General features: G+C 71.1%; 14 protein-coding genes and 1 pseudogene. 7 read left to right on the forward strand and 8 right to left on the reverse strand.

Features of this window, described 5'->3' with window-relative positions; translation table 11 throughout:
* Positions 1-820: 820 nt before the first annotated feature.
* Positions 821-1474, forward strand: a complete 654-nt coding sequence (locus tag ABH920_RS16805; protein WP_370349930.1) for a polysaccharide lyase family 7 protein — start codon at positions 821-823, stop codon at positions 1472-1474.
* Here the strand turns inward: ABH920_RS16805 and ABH920_RS16810 are convergent.
* The 4 genes from ABH920_RS16810 to ABH920_RS16825 all read right to left on the reverse strand — a co-directional run bounded on the left by ABH920_RS16810 (position 1449) and on the right by ABH920_RS16825 (position 5776).
* Positions 1449-2042: an STAS domain-containing protein gene (locus ABH920_RS16810; RefSeq protein WP_370349931.1), complete on the reverse strand. Its 594-nt coding sequence runs from the start codon at positions 2040-2042 to the stop codon at positions 1449-1451. The genes ABH920_RS16805 and ABH920_RS16810 overlap by 26 nt on opposite strands.
* A gap of 631 nt (positions 2043-2673) precedes the next feature.
* On the reverse strand, positions 2674-3156 hold the full coding sequence (locus ABH920_RS16815) for a CoA-binding protein (RefSeq protein WP_370349932.1): 483 nt from the start codon (positions 3154-3156) through the stop codon (positions 2674-2676).
* Positions 3153-4505: an O-acetylhomoserine aminocarboxypropyltransferase/cysteine synthase family protein gene (locus ABH920_RS16820; RefSeq protein ID WP_370349933.1), complete on the reverse strand. Its 1353-nt coding sequence runs from the start codon at positions 4503-4505 to the stop codon at positions 3153-3155. Before ABH920_RS16820 ends, ABH920_RS16815 begins: the two co-directional genes overlap by 4 nt.
* Positions 4502-5776 (reverse strand): homoserine O-acetyltransferase, encoded by a 1275-nt coding sequence (locus ABH920_RS16825; RefSeq protein ID WP_370349934.1) that lies wholly within the window; start codon positions 5774-5776, stop codon positions 4502-4504. Before ABH920_RS16825 ends, ABH920_RS16820 begins: the two co-directional genes overlap by 4 nt.
* A 95-nt stretch (positions 5777-5871) precedes the next feature.
* On the opposite strand from ABH920_RS16825, the gene ABH920_RS16830 reads away from it, so the two are divergent.
* Together ABH920_RS16830 and ABH920_RS16835 are read left to right on the forward strand one after the other, a co-directional pair.
* Entirely contained in the window at positions 5872-6420 is a 549-nt protein-coding gene (locus tag ABH920_RS16830; RefSeq protein ID WP_370349935.1) for an OsmC family protein, read from the forward strand.
* Positions 6421-6450: 30 nt separating this feature from the next.
* Positions 6451-7701 (forward strand): NAD(P)-binding domain-containing protein, encoded by a 1251-nt coding sequence (locus ABH920_RS16835; RefSeq protein ID WP_370350281.1) that lies wholly within the window; start codon positions 6451-6453, stop codon positions 7699-7701.
* A 1-nt stretch (position 7702) separates the two neighbouring features.
* Here the strand turns inward: ABH920_RS16835 and ABH920_RS16840 are convergent, their stop codons facing one another.
* Positions 7703-8326 carry an Ig-like domain repeat protein gene (locus tag ABH920_RS16840; RefSeq protein ID WP_370349936.1) on the reverse strand — a complete coding sequence of 208 codons (624 nt, stop codon included), beginning with the start codon at positions 8324-8326 and terminating at the stop codon, positions 7703-7705.
* Between the two features lie 65 nt (positions 8327-8391).
* On the opposite strand from ABH920_RS16840, the gene ABH920_RS16845 reads away from it, so the two are divergent.
* From ABH920_RS16845 to ABH920_RS16855, 3 genes and pseudogenes are all read left to right on the forward strand, one after another.
* On the forward strand, positions 8392-8652 hold the full coding sequence (locus ABH920_RS16845; RefSeq protein WP_370349937.1) for a hypothetical protein: 261 nt from the start codon (positions 8392-8394) through the stop codon (positions 8650-8652).
* Between the two features lie 105 nt (positions 8653-8757).
* Positions 8758-9741 (forward strand): LacI family DNA-binding transcriptional regulator, encoded by a 984-nt coding sequence (locus ABH920_RS16850; RefSeq protein WP_370349938.1) that lies wholly within the window; start codon positions 8758-8760, stop codon positions 9739-9741.
* Between the two features lie 29 nt (positions 9742-9770).
* Positions 9771-9860, forward strand: a pseudogene (locus tag ABH920_RS16855) (IS5/IS1182 family transposase); the annotation flags it as partial.
* A gap of 169 nt (positions 9861-10029) precedes the next feature.
* Here ABH920_RS16855 and ABH920_RS16860 read toward each other — a convergent pair.
* On the reverse strand, positions 10030-11343 hold the full coding sequence (locus ABH920_RS16860; protein ID WP_370349939.1) for a cytochrome P450: 1314 nt from the start codon (positions 11341-11343) through the stop codon (positions 10030-10032).
* 165 nt (positions 11344-11508) lie between these two features.
* Positions 11509-14424, reverse strand: coding sequence for a cell wall-binding repeat-containing protein (locus tag ABH920_RS16865; protein ID WP_370349940.1), 2916 nt, complete (start codon positions 14422-14424; stop codon positions 11509-11511).
* Positions 14425-14995: 571 nt separating this feature from the next.
* Here ABH920_RS16865 and ABH920_RS16870 point away from each other — a divergent pair.
* Positions 14996-17023: a BTAD domain-containing putative transcriptional regulator gene (locus ABH920_RS16870; RefSeq protein WP_370349941.1), complete on the forward strand. Its 2028-nt coding sequence runs from the start codon at positions 14996-14998 to the stop codon at positions 17021-17023.
* A 13-nt stretch (positions 17024-17036) separates the two neighbouring features.
* On the opposite strand, the gene ABH920_RS16875 is transcribed toward ABH920_RS16870, so the two are convergent.
* On the reverse strand, positions 17037-18191 hold the full coding sequence (locus ABH920_RS16875; protein WP_370349942.1) for a LacI family DNA-binding transcriptional regulator: 1155 nt from the start codon (positions 18189-18191) through the stop codon (positions 17037-17039).
* Between the last annotated feature and the right edge of the window lie 32 nt (positions 18192-18223).

An 18223-nucleotide genomic window follows, 5' to 3' on the forward strand; every position in this document is an offset into this window, starting at 1 on the left:
GGCTTCCGCACGGCAACCGGCGCCCGCCGACGTGCACCGGATCGGAAGCGCCCGCAAATCCATTGCGCAGTCGAGGCCGGCATGCCTATCGTGATCGCACACATGAAAGGAGGTGATCCTGACTTGAGTAGTACCAGGACGCGTGAGGTGGCTGTCAGCTAGCCGCCCCGCCCGCGAACGAGGCCAACAGCGCCTCGCCCGGCAGGTCCGGGGCGGCGGGCTAATCTCCAACAGTCACCCGGCTCGCAGGCTCACCGGTCGTCCCCGGTGTCCGGTCAGGCGGTCCACGGCGTGGTGCACCGCGCGGTGGATATGCCCGATCGGAACAGCCTGCGAGCCGCTGTTTTTCTCGACGAAGTCGCTCCTGCCTCAGCGGGGCCTCTCCTCGATCCGCGACGGCCACCCCGACACGCCGCTGCTGGTGATCTCCCCGATCGCGTGTCCCGCCACCGAATCCACGCCCGGTGGCCCCGTAGTTCTTGACGTTGAAGACCGCCGCGGTGACTGCGGCGGCCGCCGTGGCCAGCGCGACCGCGAGACCGGAAGTACGGCGTGGTGTGCCCCTGCTCCGCAGGACGAGAATATATGATGCCACGCCACTGAGTGAGCATCACATCGGATGAGCCAGCAAGGTAAAGAACCTTTACGCATGGCAAAATTCCTGATCAAGGGGGCTGAGGCCGACCCTCGGCGATCATTCATCGGATGTCTGGGGCAAAAGATCTTAAAATCTTTGGCATCTCATATATGAGATCTGGTTTCTCGCGCCTACCATGACCCTCGATGGTTCGACCGCACGAGGAACAGGAGTCAGGACACGATGAAGCGTTCGACGATCGTCACCGCGGCCGCCTGTGCCGCCGCCACCGCGGGCTTCTTCGCGAGTACCGCGCAGGCCGCGCCGGTGCCCAGGAGCTCCACGGATCCCACGTCCGGACTGACTCAGTACACGGACACCTACAAGGTCCAGCACCCGTACAACCTGCCGGAGTCCGCCCGGTTCTCGATCACCGGCGGCGTCTACAACCTCTTCATCCTCAAGGGTGACAAGGGCTACTCGTCGGGCACCAAGACCGGCGCGCGCACCGAGATGCGCTGGGGCAGCAACTGGTCGAGCGGCGAGCACCTGTGGTCCTCGGACGTCGAGATCGACCCGGGCACCACCGGGACGTGCATCATGCAGGTGCACGTCAACGGGCAGGGCGAGGCGATCTACATCCAGACCAAGAACGGCAACCTGTACAACAGCGTCGGGACGCTGTTGGCGACCAACATCGTCGGGAGCTGGTTCCATCTGGACGCCGCGTACAACCCGAGCACCCATCTCGTCCAGATCTGGGTGAACAACCGCCTGGCGCTGAGCACTCACTACACCAAGCCGGCCGGTACGCAGTTCTACTTCAAGAACGGGGTCTACAACCTCTCCGGCGCCAAGTCGGAGACCCACTTCAAGAACATCGAGTTGTGGCACTGACCGGTCCGGGAGCGGAATCGTCACCCGCGACGTGGCTTCCTGCGCGAGTCGCTCGTTCCGGGTCTGAGGATGTGGCGAACGCCTCCGCGACAGTCGGATAGCACAGCAGCACCCGTGACAGCCCGGTTATCCGAAGTATCGTGCGTATCCTGGCCGGCGGCGCGCACAGCCGTAGCCACCCGCCCTGTTCCATGGCGTGACGGTGGATCCCGACCAGTGCCCCCAGGCCCGCACAGTCGCAGAACCCGAGTCCGGACAGATCGGCGGCCAGGCGCGGGCGGGCCGCGCCGGTCGACCCGGCCGCGTCGTCCGACCGAGCCAGGCGGTCGGTCAGCGTCGGAACCGTCGCGATGTCCAACTCGCCGACGAGGACGACGACCCGCCCGGCGGCGTGCCCGTGGACGTCGACCCGCAGCGCTTCCAGCGGCGCGCCGCCGGGGCCGGTTAAGTACGGGGGCTGATACTCAGGGGTGGACGTTCCGGATGCGGGCACGGCAGGCTCCAGAGGCTGGCGGCGGCCTTGCGTCTCCGGGGTCCAGGGAAACCGGCCCGGATCCACCGGGCTCATCGCCAGACTAACGGTGCGAACACGCGATCGGCGGTTGGCGGGGAAACGCCACCCTTAACGGCCCGCGCCCGCAAGCCACACCGGGCCGGTCTGGAACCTTGGTCGCAACCGTCATCGAGGTCTGATCTGCGGACGGCGGCCCGCACCCGGCGCGGGCTCTTGCGGAACGCTGTAGATCGGAGCAGACTGAGGGCGCAACGCAGGGTACGTATACAGTCGCAAGCTGTTATCGTGCGTACTCCGGCGCTGTCCGGGCCCGGCCCCCGCCCGACGGTGAAGACCTTCCCCAGGACTGGCCCGCCCGAAATTCTGACCGCTGCAGCGGTCCGTCTTCCCGCAGCCTGTGATCCCCTGCGTTCACCACGTCTTCATGCCCTGGTGGGGCATGAAGACGACCAATGCCGAATTGCGCAGGGCCCTGTTCCAGGTCGACACCCTGTAACACCCCTGAGCTGAGCACGCTGGGTGCCGGGGGGCCTCTGGCGGTTCAGTGCGGTGCCGGCTCGTCTCAAGCGGGCGGCCGGCGAGTCCGGCACCGGCGGGGGGCGGCGCGAAGCCGCACCCCGAACACGCTCGAAGGCCGGGCCTCAGGTCCCGGCCTTCGAGTCGTCACAAGTCAGGACTGCGCGACCTACTGCAACCCAGTCCGCACCGAAGTGATCCGCTGCGTATTGAACCCCAGCCAGTGCATCCGCCCCGCATACCGCGCGTGCTCGATCTTGATGCACCGGTCCACCACCACGCTCAGCCCGCCCTCCTCGGCGATCCGCGAGCCCTCCTCGCTCACCACCCCGAACTGGCACCACAGCGCCCCCGCCCCGATCTCCACCGCCTCGCGCGCGATGCCCGGCACGGCGTCCGGCGCCCGGAACACGTTCACCACGTCCACCGGCTCCGGGATCTCGCGCAGGCTCGCGAAGCAACGCTCGCCGAGGATCTCGGTCTCGCGCGGGTTCACCGGGATCACCCGGTACCCGTGCCGCTTGAGGTAGTACCCGACGAAGTAGCTCGCGCGCAGCTCGTTGTTCGACAGCCCGACCACCGCGATCGTGCGCGCGGAGTTGAGCACGCGCTGAATGGTCAGCGGGTCCTGATACCGCTCCAGCTCGCTCATGCCGCGTCACCCTTCGTTGGAAAGCCGAGTCCGACCGCCTCGCCGACCTGCCCGAAAGCCTGCTCCAGGTCCCACACCAGATCCTCGACCGACTCCAGTCCGACCGAAAGGCGCACCGTCCCCGGGCCGACGCCGGCGGCGCGCAGCTCGTCGTCGGAGAGCTGCCGGTGGGTGGTGCTGGCCGGGTGGATGATCAGGCTCTTCGCGTCGCCGACGTTCGCCAGGTGCGACCACAGGGTCACGCCGCCGATCAGCCCCTGGCCGCCGGCCCGGCCGCCGGCGCAGTCGAACGAGAACACCGCCCCGGCGCCGCGCGGCAGGTACTTCTCCACCAGCGGCTGGTACTTGCTCCCCGGCAGCCCCGGATACGTCACGTTCGCCGCCAGCCGGTGCTCGTCGAGGAACGCCGCGACCAGCCCCGCGTTGGTCACGTGCCGCTCCATGCGCAGCGACAGCGTCTCCAGCCCCTGCAGGAAGAGGAAAGCGTTGAACGGCGACAGCGCCGCGCCGAGATCGCGCAGCGTCTCGGCCCGCAGCTTCATCAGGTACCCGTACGCCCCGAACGTCTCGTGGAACCGCAGCCCGTGGTACGCCGGCGACGGATCGGCCACCACCGGGAACCGCCCGTTCGACCAGTCGAACGTCCCGGCCTCGACCACCACGCCGCCGATGCTCGTCCCGTGCCCGCCGAGGAACTTCGTCGCCGAGTGCACCACGATGTCGGCGCCCCACTCGATCGGCCGGCACAGGTACGGCGTCGCGAATGTGTTGTCCACGACCAGCGGCAGCCCGTGCGCGTGCGCGATCCCGGCCAGCGCCTCGATGTCCAGCACGTTCCCCGCCGGGTTCCCGATCGTCTCCCCGAAGAACGCCTTCGTGTTCGGCCGCACCGCCGCCGCCCAGGCGTCCGGGTCGTCGGGATCGGCCCAGCTCAGCTCCACGTTCATCTTTCGGAACAGGTGCTTGAACTGGTTCACCGTCCCGCCGTACAGCGCCGACGACGACACCACGTGGTCGCCCGGCTCCAGCAGCGTGAACAACGCCGCCGCCTGCGCCGCGATCCCGCTCGCGAAGGCGACCGCCCCGCTCCCGCCCTCCAGGTTCGCCACCCGTTCTTCGAACGCCGCGACGGTCGGGTTCATGATCCGCGAGTACGTGTTCCCGTACTCCTGCAGGTTGAAGTACGCCGCCGCCGACTCCGGGTCCTCGAACACGTAGCTGGCCGTCTGGTAGATCGGCACCGCCCGCGCCCCGGTGTTCGGATCCGGACGCTGCCCGGCGTGCAGTTGGCGCGTCTCGAATCCGAACTCGTGCGGCTGCTCGGTACGGGGGCGGGGTTCGCCGGTCATGAAGTCCTCGTCGTCGTCTCGGTCCCGTCCGCCGCGAACCGATGCTCCAGAAACCGGCGGACGATGGGGATCTGGCGTGCTTCCTCAAGCAGGAAACTGTCGTGGCCGTAGGGCGCCTCGATGAGGTGGTGGTCCACCGGCTTGCCGAGCGCCCCCAGCGCGTCGGCGATCTCGGCCGACGCGGCCGGCGGATACAGCCAGTCCGAGCTGAACGCGATTAGCAAGGTCCGGGCCTTTATGCCCTCCAACGCGCGTTCCAGCGACCCGCCGCCATGCTGCCGCGCCAGATCGAAGTACGTCAACGCACGCGACAGATACAGATACGTGTTCGCATCGAACCGCTTCACGAACGAGGCGGCCTGATGGCTCAGATAGCTCTCGACCGCGAACTCCGGCTCGCGCAACGTGTGGCGGATGTCGTCGCCGTCCTGGAGCCGCCGGGCGAACTTCGCCTCCAGCGCGGCCCCCGACAGGTAGGTGACGTGCCCGACCATGCGCGCCACCCCCATCCCGGCGTCGGGCGCCTGCCCGGTCCCGTAGTACCGACCGCCCTGCCACGCCGGATCGCCCATGATGGCCTGCCGCGCGATCGCGTTCCACGCCACGCCCTGCGGATGCAGCGCATGCGTCGAGGCGATGGCCACCACCGCGTCGACCTGGTCGGGGAACAGGATCGCCCACTCCAGGGCCTGCATCCCGCCCAGCGAACCGCCGGCCACCGCGGCCAGCCGCGAGATGCCGAGCTGGTCCAGGAACGCACGCTGGGTCCGCACCATGTCCGCGACCGTGATCACCGGGAAGTCCGGGCCGTAGGGCCGTCCGGTCTCAGGGTTCGTCGACGACGGACCCGTGGTCCCGCGACACCCACCCAGCAAGTTGGTAGAGATGATGAAGTATCGCTCGGTGTCGAAGGCCTTGCCCGGCCCGATCATCCCGTCCCACCACCCCAGGCCCGCACCGGCGTCGCCGTCGCGGTCCTCGGCGGCGAACCCGTCGCGGGTCCCGGCCGACGGTGCGCTCGCGGCGACGCCGGCGGCGTGCGCGTCGCCGCTCAGGGCGTGGCAGACCAGGATGACGTTGTCGCGCGCCGGGGACAGCCGGCCGTACGTCTCGTACGCCACCCGCACTCCGGCGAGCTCCCGGCCGGACTCCAGCGCGATCGGCTCGGGCAGGTCCAGGAACCGCGTCTCGACGGTGCCGACCGAGCCGACGGAGCCGACCGAGCCGACGGAGCCGACCGAGCCGGTCGGAGCCGCGGCGGATTTGTGCATGGGGGCTATGGTACGCCCCGCCACCAGTGTATTGTCGAGTAACCAGGTAGGAATTGAAGACACCTCACGTCATCGGCGGAAGGCGGGCTCGACCCATGACCACGGTCACCAACGGAGTCAACGTGCAGGCACTGCTCGACGCGCGGGAGGTCCTCAAGGGCGCCCCCGAAGCGGCGCAGTTCACCTGGCGGGCCACCTCCACCTGGCGCGACGGCGTGCACAGCACCACGACCGTCAAGGACTTCTTCGGCCTCGGCGAGGAGCACAGCCACAAGGCCGAGTCGGTCTTCGAGGCCGACCACCCCGCGGTGTTCGCCGCCGAGGACAACGGCATCACGCCGATCGAGTACCTGCTGGTGGGCCTGGCCGCCTGCCTGACCGCCGGGGTCGCGTCGGTCGCGCAGAACCGCGGGATCCAGCTGCGCTCGGTGTCCTCGACGGTCGAGGGCCGGCACGACATCCGGGGCATCCTCGGCGCCGACAGCGACGTCCGCAACGGCTTCAACGACATCAAGGTGTCCTTCACCATCGACGCCGACGCCTCCCGTGAGGAGATCGAGGCGCTGGTGGCCCAGTCCCAGAAGCGCTCGGCGGTGTTCGACGCGCTGACCAACCCGACGGACGTCACCGTCGAAGTCGCCTGAGGGGCCCCGGCCATCGAGCACACCGACGCGCTGGTGGTCGGCGCCGGACACGCCGGCCTGGCCGCCGGCCACTTCCTGGCGACCCGGGGGATCGACCACCTGGTCCTGGAACGCGGCGAGGTGGGCAACTCCTGGCGCCGCGAGCGCTGGGACTCGCTGCGGCTGCTGACGCCGAACTGGCTCAGCCGGCTGCCCGGCCACCGGTACCAGGGCCCTGATCCGGACGGCTACATGACGGCCGCCGAGGTGGCCGACTTCATCGGCGCCTTCGCCGCGGCCTCGCGGGCTCCGGTGCGGACCGGCGTCACGGTCACCTCGGTACGGCGTGCGGGCACCGGATACCGCGTGCGGACGGACCAGGGCGAGATACAGGCCCGGACGGTGGTCGTCGCCAGCGGTGCCTGCAACGTCCCGACGGTGCCGGCGGTCGGCAGCGCGCTGCCGGACTCCATCAGGCAGCTGACTCCCTTCGACTACACCGGTCCGGACGACCTTCCCGACGGCGGCGTGCTCGTCGTCGGCGCCTCGGCCACCGGCGTGCAGCTGGCCGGGGAGATCCGGCGCAGCGGACGGCCGGTGGTGCTGTCGGTGGGGGAGCACGTGCGGCTGCCGCGCGTGTATCGGGGGCGCGACGTCCTGTGGTGGATGGACGCCTCCGGCGTGTGGGACCAGCGGCACGACGAGGTCGACGACCTGGAACGGGCCCGGGGGCTGCCGTCGCCGCAGCTGGCCGGGACGTCCGGCCGGGTCGCCGTGGATCTCAATACTCTGATCGATCAGGGCGTCGAGCCGGTGGGACGGTTCGCGGCCGTGCGCGACGGCCGTGCGCTGTTCTCCGGAGGCCTGCGGAACGTCTGCTCGCTCGCGGATCTGAAGATGAACCGGCTGTTGGCCACGTTCGACAGCTGGGCGCTGACCGATGCGGCGGGCGCGATGTCCAGTGCCGGCGATGGTCCCGACATCGACGACAAACCCGAGGCGTCGGAACCCACGCGCGTGCCGGCCTCTCCGCGTCTCCAGCTCGATCTTCGCGGCGGCGAGATCCGGACCGTCGTGTGGGCCACGGGGTTCCGGCCCGACTACCACTGGCTCGACGTGCCGGTGCTCGACGGCAAGGGACGTCTGCGGCACGACGGCGGCGTCGTGCAGGACAGCCCGGGGCTGTACGTGCTGGGGCTGCCGGTACTGCGACGGCGCAAATCAACGTTCATCCACGGTGCCGAGGACGACGCCCGAGAGGTGGTCGACCACCTCTCGGGCTATCTGGCCGCTCGGAACTGACTTAGGGGTTCACCACCGGGGAGACCTGCGCCGAGGCTGAGCGCAGCAGTCCTGCCGTCGACGGCGTGAACGCGGCGCTCAGGGCGTGCGTGTCGACGGTGAGCGTGCTGGTGGTGATGGCGGCGGTGCCGCCGGAGACGGGAACCGGTGCTCCTAGCGGCGTGGGGCTGACGCCCTCGGTCGGGGAGTCGTAGAACTGGACGGTTCCCGACGCCGCGCCCGCGACCGTCGCGGTCAGCGTCACGGTGGTGCCGTGCGTCGTGATTCCGGACGGGGAGACGGCGAGCGCGGTGGTCGTACCGGACGCCACGGGGCCGAGGGCGACGGCGCTGGGCTCGCCCGCCACCTTGACCGCCCCGAGGTACGCGCCGATCCCGGTGTCGAGCACCGCGAAGGCGCCGTCGTCCATGGTTCTGTCGTCGGCCCCGTAGAGACGGCTGCCGGTCGGGTCTATGGCCTCGGCGACGCTGCCGTAGGACTGGAAGCTGGTGGCGACGGTGTCGGTGGCGAGGTCGATCGCGTAGACCCGGGTCACCGGGCTGGTGTCGACGTATGCGGTGGTTCCGGCCGGGTTGACGACGATGTCCATCGGGTTGCTGCTGACAGGCAGCGTGACGGTCGCCATACCTGATCACCGTCGCCGGGCGCCCGGCCGGGTTCGCGCTCGCGCGCTGCGACGTCGCCGGCGACGTGGGCCCGTGGCACGTCGGCGAGTTCTTCGTCGTGCGCGGGCACCGGGGCCGTGGCGTCGCCGGGCAGGCGGCCCGGCTGCTGTTCCGGCGGCACCCGGGGCCCTGGACGCTCAGCTACCTGCCCGCGAACGGGCCGGCGTCGAGGTTCTGGCCGAAGCTGGTCGGCACCGTCGCGGCCGGACCGGTCTCCCGCCACGAATTCCAGCCAACCGGGGGCGTGGCGGCCAAGGTGCGGCTGCGGTTCCAGATCGGGCCCTGATAAAGTCACGGCAGCCAGGCGACGGCGAGGGCGGTGGCGGTGGTATCAGAACCCGATCAAGGTTCGCAGAACGGCCTTCGCGGGGGTCGTGCTCGGCTGGCCGACGTGGCGCAGCGCGCGGGGGTGTCCAAAGCCGCCGCCTCCAAGGTCCTCAACGGCGTCCAGGACTTCTCGGCGCGTCCCGAGACCCGGCTGCGCATCATGGAGGCCGCCGAGGCCCTGGGGTATCGCCCGCACGTCGCGGCCCGCGCGCTGGCGACGTCCAACGGCCGCACCGTCGCCCTGCTCGTGCCGAAGCTGACCGACCTGGCCGCCGTGACCATCGCGCGCGGCGCCTTCGAGCGCGCGGCGGAACGCGGATACGTGCTGGTGATGTCAGAGGACTTCGACGAGCACTCGGCCATGTCGGCGTTCCGCGACCTGGTGCACGGCGGCCGCGTCGACGGCCTGATCGTCGCCTCCTCCCGTCCCGAGCACAAGCTGATCGCCGTGCTCGCCGAATCCACCATCCCGCACGTGTTCCTCGACCGCGCGGTCCCCGGCACCGGCCGCAACGTGGTGCTGGACGTCGCCGGGTCCAGCCGCCTGGCGCTGCGCCACCTCGCCGGCCTCGGCCACCGCGACGTCGCCCACATCGCCGGCCCGCCCGGCATCACCCCCAGCGACGACCGCGCCCGCGCCTTCACCGAATCAGCCCTCGCCCACGGCCTGACCGTCTGCCACGTCGAGCACGCCGAACCCACCGAGGCCGGCGGCGCCGAGGCCGCCGCCGCGATCATCGGGGCGGGCCGCGCGACCGCCGTCTACGCGAGCTCCCTGGCCCAGGCGATCGGCGCCGTCCACGCCGCGCACGAAGCCGGCCTGGCCGTCCCCGACGCCCTGTCGGTCATCGGCAACGACGACTTCCCGATCGCGGCCTACCTCACGCCCCCGCTGACGACGATCGCCATGCCGCTGTGGGAACTCGGCCGATACGGCGCCGACGCAATCATCGACCAGCTGGAGGGGACGGCGCCGGCCGACGTGGTGATCCCCACCGAGCCGACGCTGGTGGTGCGGGGATCCACGGGGCCGCCCGGGAGCCGCTAAAGCCTATCCCGATGCGGGGCCGGAACGTGGCCGCGTCCTCGCGGAACCACCGATTCTCGGCGAACGTGCAGGTCGTCATCGACGCCGACACCAGGCTGGTGATCGCCACCGGCCGCCCGGTGTCGCAGGCCGCGTGGGTGCGATCGATGCCGACCGGAAGCCTCGCGACCGGATAGTCGGTTCGGCGGTGGGTCGTGGGGGCGGGTTGTGGGTCGGCTTCCGGATCGCAGGGCCGAGATTCACCGAGGTCTGGGAGATCTGGGCTCTGTCATCGGAGTCTGAGGCCGGTCAGCGGCGCGCGGCCCCGAGCCGCACCGGCAACTCGACCACAAGATTGCCGACAAACGTGTGCGAATACTCCAACTGGTCCTCCCCGACCGCCAGGTCCAGCTCGGGGAACCGCGCGTACAGCCGCTCCAACGCCACCTCGGCCTCCAGCCTGGCCAAAGGCGCGCCGGGGCAGTAGTGCGGGCCGTAGCCGAACGCCAGGAGCTCGACGCGCTCGTCGCGGGTGACGTCGAAGCGGTCGGCGTCGGGGCCGTAGGCCGCCGGATCCCGGCCGGCTGCGGAGTAGCCGGCCAGGACCGCGGTGCCGGCTTCGATGCGGAGTCCCGCGACGTCGAGGTCCTTCGTCGGGTAGCGGAGCGGGAAGTAGCTGACCGGGCCGTCCCAGCGCAGGGTCTCCTCCACGACCGCGGCCCAGGTGGCCTTGCCGTGTCGGACCAGGTCCAGGGCCTCCGGGTGCGCGGACAGTGCGCGGACGGCGTTCATCAGCAGGGCCATGGTGGTTTCGTGGCCGGCTATGAACAGGCTGCGCAGCGAGCCGGTGACCTCTTCCGGGCTCAGCAGGGCCGGGTCGGCGGCGCGGGCGGTCAGGTCACTGATGAGGTCCTGCTGCGGCTGCTCCGTCCGGTCGGCCACGATGCCGCTCAGTACGGCCAGCATCTCCTGGGTGGCGGCGATCACCTGGGCCGGGGGGACGTCGGTGTTCACCAGCACCGAGCTGATCTTGTGCAGGCGCGCACGGGCCGCCTCCGGGACGCCCAGGAGCTCGCAGATCACCTCCAGCGGCAACGGCAGCGCGAACTGGGTCCGCAGGTCGACGACGCCGTCGGCGGATGCGGCGGCGGCGTGCTCCATCTGGTCCAGCAGGCGGTCGACCAGCTGCTCGACCGTCGGCCGCAGGGCCTTGATGCGCCCGCGCGTAAACGTGTTCCCGATCGCCGACCGCAGGCGGCGATGCTCGGTGCCGTCGGCCGTCAGCATGCTGCGATTGAGCGTGAACCCCGACAACGGCCAGCCGTCCGGCACGCGTCCCTGCTGGTACTCGGCGAAGTTGGCCGGATCTTTCGAGACGTCGGGGGAAGCCAGGAACTCCTTCAGCGCGGCGTGCCCGAGCACCAGCGCGCCGGGGACGTCACCGGGCATCAGGACGTTGGCGGCGGCGCCGTCGGTCAGCCAGCGGGCGTTGTTCGTGTGGGGGCTGCCGCCGAGGGGGTCCAGACGGTGTCTGGGGCAGGTGGTCTGAGCGTCATGACCTTCCCGGGCGTCATGAGCGTCATGAGCGTCACGAGCGTCCTGGGCGGTGGCGTCCGGCTCCATGCGCGGCTCCTTGGTCGAGGTGTGAGGGTCCTGAATCAGTTGTCTGAACGGTACGTGCTCACTCTCCCCGGGGTTCATGCAAAAAGTCCGCGCCCCGCCACGAAGGCGGAGCGCGGACTCAGGCCGGGGAGCCTGTCAAACCATCACCTGAAGAACCCCGATGAATCAGCCCTCGACGATAGCGCCGGCGGCAGCGGCGATCGCGTACTCGGTCGGCATGTTGATCGCGACCGGGCCACCGAAGATCTCGATGAGGCCGGAGCCGCCCAGCGAGGCGTTGATCCCGTGCAGCGCGTTCGCCGTGTACGACGGCAGGTTCGTCACGTTCGTCAGCACCAGCGGACCGCCGGCCTGGGCCAGCTGGGCCGCGCCGGTGAGGGCGTCGGCGAAGGACAGGCCGGTCGCCACGCCCGCGATGTGCTCGCCGTGGAACGTGCCGGCGACCTGCGCCGCGGTGTCGTAGCGGTCGATGCCGGCGAACTTGGTGACGTTGGCCAGGTGGGCGCCGGCCGCCGCGGCCACGGCCTGGCCGCCGACGGCGGTGACGGCCTTGGCGTTGTGCGCGTAGGCCGCGACCGCCGGGTTCATGGTCTTGTCGTTCGTCAGCAGGATCGCCGCCGGGTTGCCGTTGTCGGCGAACACCGTGGACGCGTACGGGCCGGAGGCCAGCGCGTCGGCGAAGCCGTTGCCGGTGGCCAGGACCACGTGGCTCGGGTTGCCCAGGGCGCCGGCGATCTTCAGCGCGGTGTCGTAGCGGTCCGCGCCGCCGATCCGGGTGATCTGCGCGGCCGGCAGGCCCAGGCCGTTGACCACCTTCGGGGTGATCGCGGCCGTGCCGCCGAGCACGTACACCTTGCCGCCGGGCTTGAGCACCCGGTGGATCTCGGCGACCACCTGCGGGTCTTCCACGTTGCCCGGGGTGAGCAGCAGCGGGCCGCCCACCTTCTTGGCCAGCGGCACACCCGCGAGCGCGTCGGGGTAGTTCGAGCCGATCGCCAGGACCACGGCGTTGGCCGACCCCGTCGCGTACTGCTGCTGCGAGATCTGGATGCCGGTCTGGTAGCGGTCCGCGCCGGCGATGCGGCTCACGCGGTCGGCGTCGTAGTTGCCCTGCACGAAGCCCAGCGTCGGCGAGCCGAGGCCGGTGGCGGTGTCGAAGCCGGGGCCGGCCTTCAGCGAGGTGTCCTGGCCCATGTACTCGACCTGCGCCGAGGTGACGTTGCCGCTGTTGTCGTAGGCCTGCGGGTAGATCGTCTTCAGGCCGCCGTTGGCGGTGACGTCGCGGAACTTGCTCGCGTTCGAGTAGATCGTCGCGTTCTCGAAGCCCGGCGCGACGCCGCCGTGCGCCTGCATCTGCAGTGCTTCGACGCCGGCGAACAGCGGGGTGGCCAGCGAGGTGCCGCCGATCGGCGCCCAGTCGGGGTTCCCACCGGGGGCGTCGTAGACCGCCATGCCGGTCTCGGGCGCGGCGTCCATGGACACGTCCGGGGTGACCCGCATGGGGTGGCTCAGGTGCGTGCCGTTCGGGGCGGTCTGCGAGATCGAGGTCGGGACCGAGCCGGTCTGGTAGAACGGCTGCGGCACGTCGGTGGAGGTGCCGCCGCCGGCGCCGCCGTCGAACCGGCCGGGCTGCAGGTTCGCCGGGTTGCCGGCCGGGGTCAGGTAGTCGCCCCAGGGCTCCTCGCCGCCGTAGTTGCCGTTCTGGTCGACCTTCAGCGAGGTGCCACCGACCGCGGTGACCCACTGCGAGCTGGCCGGCCAGGCGGTCTGCTTGCCGGTCGAGTCGGACTGGCAGTTGCCGCCGGTGGCCGCGTTCGCCGGGTCGTTGTCGCCGCAGTCGCCGGTGGCGAAGTTGAAGCTGATGCCCTCCAGGGCGCCCCGCATGAAGATGCGGTCGTACGCGGCGCGGGTGGCGGCGTCCTGGTTCCAGCCGTTGGTGTGCATCAGGCCGTCGATCGAGCCCGAGACGATGTCCGCGGAGTGGTTGTTGACCACGGAGGAGTACGCGGCCATCAGGTCGTTGTCGTTGCAGGAGTTCGCGGCGACGTAGACGATGTTCGCGTCCGGGGCCATGTTGTGCACGGCCTCGACGTCGAGCGCCTGCTCCTGGTTCCACTTGTCGGCGCCGCAGGCCGCCTGGTTGTTGAACGCCCCCGGGTTCGCCGAGACGCTGTACTGGCCCGCGCGGAGCTGCTGCTGGTGGAACTGGTCGTTGTAGACCTGCTCGTCGGAGACGATGTTCGGGTTCAGGTACGCGTCGATGATCGCGACCGTCGCGCCCTTGCCGGTCAGGCCCGAGTTGGCCAGCCCGTAGCCGCTGCGCAGCTGCGCGCTGTCGTAGCCGCAGATCGGAGCGGGGATGCCGGCGTAGCTCTTCTGGCCCCAGTACTGGGAGCACCAGTTGGTCACGAACGTCGAGCTCGCCGGGTGCGCCGAGGCGGCCGGGCCGCCCTTGGCGGTACCCGCGGCGGTGCCCGCGGCCGCACCCTGGGCCGCGGCCGCGGAGGTGGCCAACGCCGGCTTGTTCACCGTCGGCGTGTCAGAAAGTCCGGAGATACCCGAGATCACGCTGGCCACATGTGCCGGCAGCATCGCGGCCGAGGACGGCGCGTAGTGGCTCTGCCCGTCGGGCGCGGCGTAGTTCGCGATCGTGGTGCCGAAGGCGGCCTGCACCGTCGAGGCCGGGCCCGAGGTGTCCACCCAGCCGTCGCCGATCGAGGTGACCTTCAGGCCGGCCCCGGTCGCCCAGTCGGTGACCGTCTTGACCTGGTCGGCGGTCGCGCCGAACTCGGACTGGACCTGCGCGGGCGTCAGGTACTTGTGGTAGTTCGCGCTGCCCGGCTCGGAGACCGACTGCGCCAGCGCGGACAGCTGGTCGGCGTTCTGGCCGGCCAGGAAGATCCGGGTGCTGATGGTCTGGGTCGCCGGGACCGCGGCCTTCTCGGTGGCCGGGGTGGCCCAGGCCGGCTGGGTGCCGCCGATCGCGACCCGGCCCAGCGAGTCGGTCTGGCCGTTGTTGGTGTCGTTGCCCTGTGCGTGGGCGGTCGACATGCCCAGGGCCGCGATGACGGCCGTGGCCATCGGGATGGACCCGACGGACAGTATCTTCGAACGCTTCTTTGCCGTTGACATGGTGTTGAGAAACTCCCCGAGAGATGTGATGTGCGTACGACGAGTGGGTGACGTTCAGTCCTGGGTCCACCCGCCGACGCTGTAGGAGGTGGAAACGTGGCCGGACAAGGGATTCCTGGGATGTCCGGACCACCGGCACGCGGTCGGCGGGACCGGCGGGGCGGGGTTGGTCAAGGTACTGACGAACCCGGTCGCCGTTCCCGTCATGCTGCCGCCGCCGCAAGGATGGGCTGCACTGTCGCCGTTCCGGCCGGGCGGTCGCGGAACGGGTCTTCGCGGCGCTGGATGTGAAGGAGCGAGTCCACGACGCCCGGTGTGACGGCAGCCCGTGCCGACGACCGGCGGACCGCCGGTGTGGCCGCGTGGCGTGCGCGCACCAAGATCGTCTTCGTCGCTCTCACCTCCCCCGAGTGTCGCGGACAGCGAGCGTCAGGACGCTTGCGTCGACATATGACCGCGCCAGTTTCCAGGTTTGGTGTTGAATACCTGTTGAACAAGGGTTTGGGGAAGGGGCACGGGGGTGAGCTCTACCGTTTGGTTCGGGCTGTTGGGTCCGGTGGACATCCGGCTGGACGGTGTCCCCTCGCCCCTGCCGTCGGCCCGGACCAGGGCTTTGCTGGCCGCGCTGCTGTGCCAGGCCAACCGCGTGGTGAGCGTGGACGGGCTCGTGGACGCGGTTTGGGGCGCCGACCCGCCGGACGGCGCGGTGACGACGCTGCGCAGCCACGTGATGCGCCTGCGCCGCTGCCTGGGCCCGGAGGCCGGCCGCCTGGAGACCGTCGCCCCCGGCTACCGCATCCTGCTCGACCCCGGCACCGAGCTGGACACCAGGATCTTCGTGGCGCGCTGCCAGGCCGGCCACGCCGCGGCCGCGGCCGGCGACTGGCCCACGGCGGCCCGCCTCGCCGCCGAGGCGTTGGCACTGTGGCGCGGTGAGCCGCTGGCCGACGTCCCCTCCGAACTCCTGCACCTGGAGGAGGCCGCGGCCTGGGCCGAGCTGCGGGTGGAGGCGATCGAGCTGCGGGCCCGCGCGGACATCGCGCTGGGCCGCGCCGCCGACGCCGTGGCCGCGCTGCGCCGCCTGGCCGCCGACCACCCGCACCGCGAACCCGCCTACGCGCTGCTGATGTCCGCGCTGGCCGCCGCCGACCGCCGGGCCGAGGCGCTGCAGGTGTACCGGCTGCTGCGCTCGGTGCTGGTCCGGGACCTGGGCATGGAGCCGAGCCCTGAGTTGCGGGCGCTGCATCAGGGGATATTGGCGATGGACGCCGGGAGGAAGGTGGCGGTCGCCGACGGGGCCGGCGACGCCGCGACTGCCCAGATTGTGTCCGCCGAGACTGTGTCCGCCGAGATCGTGTCGGCCGAGCCGGAGGGCGACGACGAGCCGAACGCCGCTTTCGTCGCCTGGCCCACGCCGCGCGCGCTGCCTTGGGACACGGCTGATTTCACCGGCCGCGAGGCCGAGCTTCACTGCGTCATCGACGCGGTCACGCAATCCTTGGAGCAGTGTGCCGCCTTCGCCGCGGTCATCGACGGCATGCCCGGCGTCGGCAAGAGCGCCCTCGCGATCCACGCGTCCCACCTGCTCACCGACCGCTTCCCCGACGGCCAGCTCTACGCCGACCTGCTCGGCAGCTCACCGTCACCAGCTGATCCGCGCGACGTCCTCACCTCCTTCCTGCGCCTGCTCGGCATCTCCCCGGACGACCTGCCGACCTCCGACCTGGAACGCGCCGCGCTCTACCGCAGCCTGCTGGCCGAGCGCCAGGTACTGGTCCTGCTCGACGACGTCCACGACACCGCGCAGCTGGCCCCGCTCATCCCCTCCGCCCCGGGATCGGCCCTGCTGGCGACCACGCGGGACCGCCGCGTCGGCATAGCCGGCGCACTGCGCGTCGCACTCAGCCCCCTGACACCGCCCGCGTCGCACGCACTGCTGACCCGCATCGCCGGCGCCGACCGCACCGCCGCCGAACCCGAGGCCACCGCCCAGATCCTGGCCGCCTGCGCCGGACTCCCACTGGCCCTGCGCGCCGCCGGCAGCCGCATCGCCGCCCGCCCCACCTGGCATCTCGCCGACCTGGCCGGCCGCCTCACGCGCCCGAACGCTGCCGACGCTGTGTGCTTCTTCGACGAGCTCCGGTTCGGCGACCACGACGTCCGCGCGACCTTCGAGACCGGATTCACAGCGCTCGCGGCCACGGACCCCGGCAACACGCTGGTGAACTCGTTGTGCCTCCTGGGTTTATGGAACGGTACGGAACTGGGTCTCCCAGTCGCCGCCGCCCTGCTCGGACAGCCACCCGCCGCCGCCGAACAGATCCTGGAGCGCCTGGTCGACCTGAACCTGCTCCAATCCCCCCGCCACGGCCGATACCAGCTCCACGCCCTGATCCGCGAGTTCGCCGCCGTGAAGGCCGACAGCCTGCTCACCGCCGACCAGCGCCAACAGGCCGCCGACCTCTGGCGCCTGCCCCACGCCCGCTCGGCGGACAGCTCGGCGGACAGCCCGGCGCTACGGGACGACGGCTTGTCCCAACCCTCGTAACTACTCAGTGTTTCTAAGGCGCCCGCCGCAACGAAGACCGTCGCACCACCAACTCCGGCTGCAGAACCACCTGCCGGTGCGCATGCCCGCTGGGCCCGCCGCTCTCGCCCTCGCCCCGCTCGCCGGGCGCGCCGCCCTCGCCCTCGCCCCGCTCGCCGGGCCCACCGCCCCCGCCCTCGCCGCCGGGACCGCCGCTCCCGCCCCCGCCGGGCCCGCCGCCCCCGCCCCGCCCGCCGTCCTCAGCCAGCTCCTCCAACAGCAGCTCCGCAGCCAAGCTCCCCATCGCCGCGCCGGGCTGGCGTACCGAGGTCAGCGGAACGGCGGCCGCGGCGGCGAACTCGATGTCGTCGTAGCCGACGATCGCCAGGTCGTGCGGGACGTCCACGCCGGCCGCGAACAGCGTCTGCAGCACGCCGAGGGCGATCAGGTCGTTCGCGCAGAACACCGCTGTCGGACGCTGCGGCAGGCCCAGCAGGCGGCTCGCGGCGTCGCGGCCGGCTGCCACGTCCAGGGTCTGCGTCGGCAGCTCGGTCAGCGCCTCCGGGCCGAGGCCCGCCTCGGCCAGTGCGGCGTGGGCGCCGGTGCGGCGGTCGCGGATCTGCTGGAGGTGCGGGGGGCCGCTGACGTAGGCGATGTGCCGGTGGCCGGCGGCCGTCAGGTGCCGGACCGCCAGGGTGCCGCCGGCGACGTCGTCCACCGAGACCGAGCAGCCCGCGCCGCCGGCGCCGACCCGGTCCACGAGCACGAACGGTATCCCGTGCCGGCCGAACGCCTCGACGCTGCGGCCGGTGCCGTCCGCCGGGGTCAGCAGGACGCCGCGGACCCGCTGCTCGGCGAACAGCGCCAGGTACTCCGCCTCCTCGGCCGCGCTCTGGTTGCTCGTGCACACCATCACGCCCAGCCCCGCGCGGTGCGCCGCCCGCTCGGCCGCACGCGCCACGTCGACGAAGAACGGGTTCCCCAGATCCAGCACCAGCAGCCCGATGATGCGGCTGTGGCCTACTCGCAGCTGGCGGGCGTGCACGTTGCGCACGTACCCCAGCTCGTCGATGGCCGCCTCGACCCGGCGGCGCGTTTCCGCGCCGACCCGGTCGGGGTTGTTGATGACGTTGGACACGGTGCCCACGGACACGCCCGCGCGCCGTGCCACGTCCTTGATGACGGTCATGTTCGGCTCGCGATCATGCTCACGCCCACCAT

It is taken from the genome of Catenulispora sp. EB89, from assembly GCF_041261445.1.
Lineage (GTDB): Bacteria > Actinomycetota > Actinomycetes > Streptomycetales > Catenulisporaceae > Catenulispora.